The 5281-nt window shown below is 41.5% G+C and carries 3 protein-coding genes and 1 pseudogene; 1 reads left to right on the top strand and 3 read right to left on the bottom strand.

Annotated elements, in window-relative coordinates; translation table 11 throughout:
- Positions 1 to 73: 73 nt before the first annotated feature.
- Positions 74 to 1251, top strand: a protein-coding gene (locus CAG60_RS10340; protein WP_161438879.1) for an IS3 family transposase whose coding sequence is annotated in 2 segments (ribosomal slippage) — positions 74 to 332 and positions 332 to 1251 — 1179 coding nt in all. Because the reading frame shifts where the segments join, the coding sequence is not laid out codon by codon here.
- 6 nt (positions 1252 to 1257) lie between these two features.
- Here CAG60_RS10340 and CAG60_RS10335 read toward each other — a convergent pair.
- From CAG60_RS10335 to CAG60_RS16520, 3 genes and pseudogenes are all read right to left on the bottom strand, one after another.
- A pseudogene (locus CAG60_RS10335) lies at positions 1258 to 1905 on the bottom strand (type I restriction-modification system subunit M N-terminal domain-containing protein); the annotation flags it as partial.
- Between the two features lie 419 nt (positions 1906 to 2324).
- Positions 2325 to 4022, bottom strand: a complete 1698-nt coding sequence (locus CAG60_RS10330) for a hypothetical protein (protein ID WP_202598561.1) — start codon at positions 4020 to 4022, stop codon at positions 2325 to 2327.
- Entirely contained in the window at positions 4019 to 4894 is an 876-nt protein-coding gene (locus CAG60_RS16520; RefSeq protein ID WP_202598560.1) for a PHP domain-containing protein, read from the bottom strand. Before CAG60_RS16520 ends, CAG60_RS10330 begins: the two co-directional genes overlap by 4 nt.
- Positions 4895 to 5281: the final 387 nt, after the last annotated feature.

The following is a 5281-nucleotide window of genomic DNA, read 5'->3' as shown; positions in this document are numbered from 1 at the left end:
TTGTAGTGGTATGGTGAATTTGGTCACTTAGTTAGAGGTGATATCATCATCTCATAAGTTAATAGGTGACATTATGACAAAACGTACAAGACGGCTATTTAGTGCCGAATTCAAACTGGAAGCGGCACAGTTAGTGCTCGATCAAAACTACTCGGTGACTGAAGCGGCTCAAGCCATGAATGTAGGTAAATCTACGATGGATAAGTGGGTTCGCCAATTAAAACAAGAGCGCCAAGGGAAAGCACCTAAAGCGTCACCTATCACACCTGAGCAAATTGAAATTCGTGAATTAAAAAAGAAGCTAGCTCGTCTTGAAGAGCATAATGAAATATTAAAAAAAGCCACGGCTCTCTTGATGTCGGACTCACTGAACAATTCTTGATGATCAAGAAACTCAAGCAGAGCCACAGCATAAAAACATTATGCGAAGTCTTCAATGTTCATCGAAGCAGTTATAACTATTGGCTGAAACGGCCAACAGAAATAAAGGCGGAAACCGTAAAACTTCGCAGTTTGATTAGCGAAGCTTATGCGGCAAGCAATGGTTCTGCGGGAGCAAGAACCATTGCCGATATTGTAACAAACCAAGGCGTGAGTCTGAGTCGTTACCGAGCAGCAAAGCTGATGAAAACGTTGGGATTAGTAAGTTGCCAAGTACCAAAACATCGTTACCGTAAAGCCTCACAAGAGCATATTGAAATCCCGAATCACTTAGATCGTCAGTTTGCTGTCACGGCACCAAATGAAGTCTGGGTGGGTGACGTGACCTATATTTGGACGGGAAATCGTTGGATGTATTTAGCGGTAGTCATCGACCTTTTTGCTCGAAAAGTGATTGGTTGGGCAATGTCAGTATCACCTGATACACGATTAACAGGTAAAGCGCTTTCGATGGCTTATGAGTCTCGTGGAAAGCCTAAAGGCGTCATGTTCCACAGTGATCAAGGCAGTCACTATACGAGTCGTCAATACCGTCAGTTACTGTGGCGTTTTCAAATAAAACAAAGTTTATCTCGCCGAGGAAATTGCTGGGATAATGCGCCGATGGAGCGCTTCTTTAGAAGCTTGAAAACGGAATGGGTTCCAACAGTAGGTTATCGTAGCTTTGCAGAGGCTCAACAAGAGATCATTCGCTACATTATTGGATATTATAGCCAGCTCAGGCCCCATCAGTATAACGGTGGCTTGACACCCAATGAGTCAGAACGATTGTATTGGGAAAACTCTAAAACCGTGGCCAATTTTAGTTGACCACTACACTAATTTAGCCAGTAACTTAGAGACCATTTGTGGTGTATAGAACTCACCAGCTTTTTTGCTAGTACCACTGGCAAGCATACCTATTAGGTATTCGTAGGCGTCGCCAAGAATATCAACTTCATTGTTGTCCAAATGTAAATCGATACCATCTAATTGCTCAAGCACTTGGGCAATCAGCTTATTACGAGCATCTGCCGTTTTGCCTAACTTGTTAGAGGTGAAGTCTAGTTCTTCGAATAGGCCCTTGAAGTCATCAACACAACCTGAACCCATGGTACTTTGTTCGATGTCATAAAGAACATCATGCACAGCATCAAGAATGAACTCACCGTTAGCTCCCGCTTTAGCAAGCACATGAAACAGCCCAGACGGCTTAAAGAAATAACCTAGCGTGTTTAAAGCTTCTTCTTTAATCGCTTCTAAATGCTCTTGACCCTCTTTACTGACTTCATCAATTTGCTCGAATTGGATTCCGTTCTCCAAAAGCAATTCATTAGCGTAGTGATTTAGCTTATCTGATAGATATTTGTAGAATATTAGACCACAGAGATAGCCGAGAAAATCGTCTGCTAACATGCTGCCACGAAGGGTGTTGGTTATATTCCAAAGTTGCTTATTTAATTCTTGCTGTCGTGGTTCAATCATGATTTTTCAGTTACGTATCGTTTAGTTGGCGGCATTGTAACTGAAATGAGAATTGAACTAGAGTGCATAGATCATTTTTAGACTACGAAGTGGCTAGAAAGGTTGAGATTATCGGTGAAGCTGACCCCAACAATCGCTGATTACGTTAGAAAAAATTCCACAATTAATACAGCGATTTTTCTGTTACCCATAATCCGTGTGTGACCATCCTTTATGTAGTCAGTTGGACTAAATCGGCATTAGTAATATTTGTTTAAATGGGATTGTTCAGAAATGATAAGAGTAACAACTCTAAACAATAAAGGGGCAGATTCGTGTCAGCCGACACTGTGCTGACAAATGACAGCAAACTGATGTGATCGCTGCCACTTTAGTATCAATCTTAAAACTCTTCTACACTAGAATAAGATCCGAGTTTATTAGTCGTGAGTGTGAGCAAGTATTCGACTAAATCTTGAACGGAAAGCCTTCTCGCCACCTTCCATTTGATTGCATATCATCTCCTTGACATCTTTCTCTTGAAGCGCACCACAAACATTCGGACGCAAGCCATGTCTATCATGTACCATTGAGATTACATACTCTGCATCGCCATTCACAACTATCGGAGCCGAATGTGATACTACTATTAGCTGTCGACGCTGCTTGTTCATCGCAATAGCAGGTATAACGCTGTCGCTCAACATCATGCAGTCCAAATCATCCTCAGGCTGATCAAGTAGTAATGGGTCAGTACCGTATGAGAGCAAGAATTGAAGCATGCTTGCCGCTTTTTGCCCAGGAGATGCATTTTCAATATTCTCCATAGCACCATTTAAGGCTTTGTAACGTATTTCGATACCATCCTCGGGGAACCAACAAGCCAAGGCATCTAGATGCTCTTCAGTCAGTTGCTTTAACTTGTTTCTAAAAGCCCCATTAATATCTACTTCTTCACTCAAATTATCGGAATGGACAGCGACGTGGTTCTTTTTAACTTGTTTTAAAGCTTCATACTTCGCATCGATGGCTTGCTGAGTAGGTGAGAATGTTTGCCGCTCAATGAAGTCTTTCAGGAACCCGGTGCAGGTATCAGTGTCGTATATTTTGTCTGCAAAAGCTGTTAACCCTAGTGTAGACTGATAGGAACTAACAACTTCTTCTACTTGGGAGTTCAGTGGTAACACCTTAACCCTCAATAATTCATCTAACTTCAAAGATTTGATGAAGGCTATCCTATTACTTGATAGAAGTTTTCGATGCTCCACAAGTTCGCTTTCCATTTCTGCTAGCTTTTCCTCACACTTGATGATTTGTTCCTCGATGCCAGCGAACGCTTCAAGTTGTTTCGTCAAGTCCACTTCAGTTGCTATAAGGTTATCAAGCTCATCAGGTTCAAGGTCTTGTTGTTCTAATGCTGAATATTCTTCTTTAGCTTTAGTTTCGGCGTTGCTGACCTTATCCAATAAATCCTTGTAAAGACCTGTCAGTGAGAGCTCTACCATCTGCCCCAACATTGTATCCAACGTACTATTTATCTTTTCAATGGCTTCTTGCTTAAACTTGTTAAGGTGCAAGTTAATAAGTTGTTGCTCAATAGATTGAACATCGTTTACCTCGAAATCTGGCAGCTCGACAATTGGTCTTAGTTTATTAAAGTGCTCATAAGTACGGCTCACATTAGACTTAACTAGACTTAGTTCGCGTTCCAGATCGTTAAATGTCGTTTTTACGGAATAGTAAGGGCTCTCTTTAAGCCTATCTATCGATCTGCTGGCGTCATCATGTTGACCTTGCAATGTGGATTGTCTCATTTTACGATCATAAAGCTCTCGCAGTTCAATGCACTTAGTCTTGTAGTCTCGGGTAAGCTTGTTCATCTGGCTATTCCACTCAGCTTTATTAACAAGGTTACTTTCATCACAAATACTCAAGAATGCACTGTTATCCGACGCGAGCTCAAATAGAGTTTTCTGACTATAGATTGATATTCCGAACCTTTCATTTGACCAGTTCTCGTCTTCAACCCAGTCTCCTTCATAATAGACTTGCAAGGACTGTCCTGTTGGAGACCACCTCAGTTTGAAATCAGTACTTTCCTTGGTGTAAATACATTCAATGTAGGAATCCGCATTCATAGCCCTTCCAACTTTTTTGAATGAATTAATAGACTTTTGCAGACCGTCAGGTAAATCAGTGTCTCTTCGCAAAGCTTAGTCTTTATCTCTAGTTTGCTTATTTTGTGTTTTGGCTCTTTTGGTGGTTCGCCGTCCGCCAAAACACAATTCTCGTGATCTAGCATAGCATTTCTAACCCCCGCAAAATTGAGGTCTGACATTTTAAGCCAGCAAGTTCTAGTTCCTGCATTGTCAGTATGATGGGCATCAGAACCTCGAAGCTTAGGCAAATCCTCAATTAGCTTAGCGTTTAGTCCTTGAATGTCAGAAACACACCCTCGAACCTCAACTGCATCAGGTTTAGCCTTAAAAGCTGCTTCCAACTCACCTTGATTCTGTATACCCAATACACCTTTGGGTCCGTCAATGTGTGCCAGAATAGACAATATGTTAGGGTTTGCAGCGATATTAGTCAGAATCGTAGGGACACTACCTTGAAGAACAGTAGCATCATTTCTACCTCTTGGGATGGGGGCATTCACATTACATTGCCCGATAAGCCGCTCAATCTCTGCAGAGCTCGCATCCTCATCGAACATAGCAATGATGTGCACATCACCAGTCGCAGTGAGCTCTACCCCTGGAAACAGAACTAACGGTCGATAATCAGGAAGTTCATTAGTGGATGCTTCTACCCTCATTAACTCAAGTTCAGCTTTAAGCTTGTCTACTTGTTTACCAGTGTTGTGATCAGTCAGCACTACAGCATCAACACACTTTCTCATATAGCTGAGAAGCCATTCTCTTGCTGTGAGATCAGGCTGATTATAGTCATCTGATGCAGTTGAGTGATTATGAAAATCGAATCGGTACCATTTAGAGCCAACTAACATGTTCTACCCCGAGTTAAGTGCGCTGTACGCTTGAAGTTATGGTGTTTAAATCAAAAGTCGAATAGCAACCAGTATAATAGCCACTTTTAGCATTACCAAAAGTATGTAGAATAAATGCTCGGTGCAATGATGAATAAACTAAGCGTAACTTCGAATGGGGCAATCCTGAGTTACGACGTGCCAACTGCTAAGGTTCTGCACAAAAACGTTTTACGAACTTCGGGCGACATCTACCTTTCTTACTTCCAGATCGCAAAACGACATATCATGAAGCGATGCCAATAGTGACTGAAATTTGGGAAAATCACTCACCTCCACTGTGAAGTGTTGGATTCATTTTATACAAAATTTTTTCTGAAAATGCGTACATGTGTATACGGGTAGTAG

The organism is Vibrio sp. V33_P6A3T137, from assembly GCF_009904835.1.
Lineage (GTDB): Bacteria > Pseudomonadota > Gammaproteobacteria > Enterobacterales > Vibrionaceae > Vibrio > Vibrio metschnikovii.
Note: the sequence above shows the minus strand (reverse complement) of the source record. Positions and strands in the feature narration are given on the sequence as shown.

Bases quoted from the DNA above. Each gene is read 5' to 3' on its own strand.
- CAG60_RS10330 (WP_202598561.1), bottom strand. From the start codon at position 4,022: ATGAATGCGGATTCCTACATTGAATGTATTTACACCAAGGAAAGTACT.
- CAG60_RS16520 (WP_202598560.1), bottom strand. From the start codon at position 4,894: ATGTTAGTTGGCTCTAAATGGTACCGATTCGATTTTCATAATCACTCA.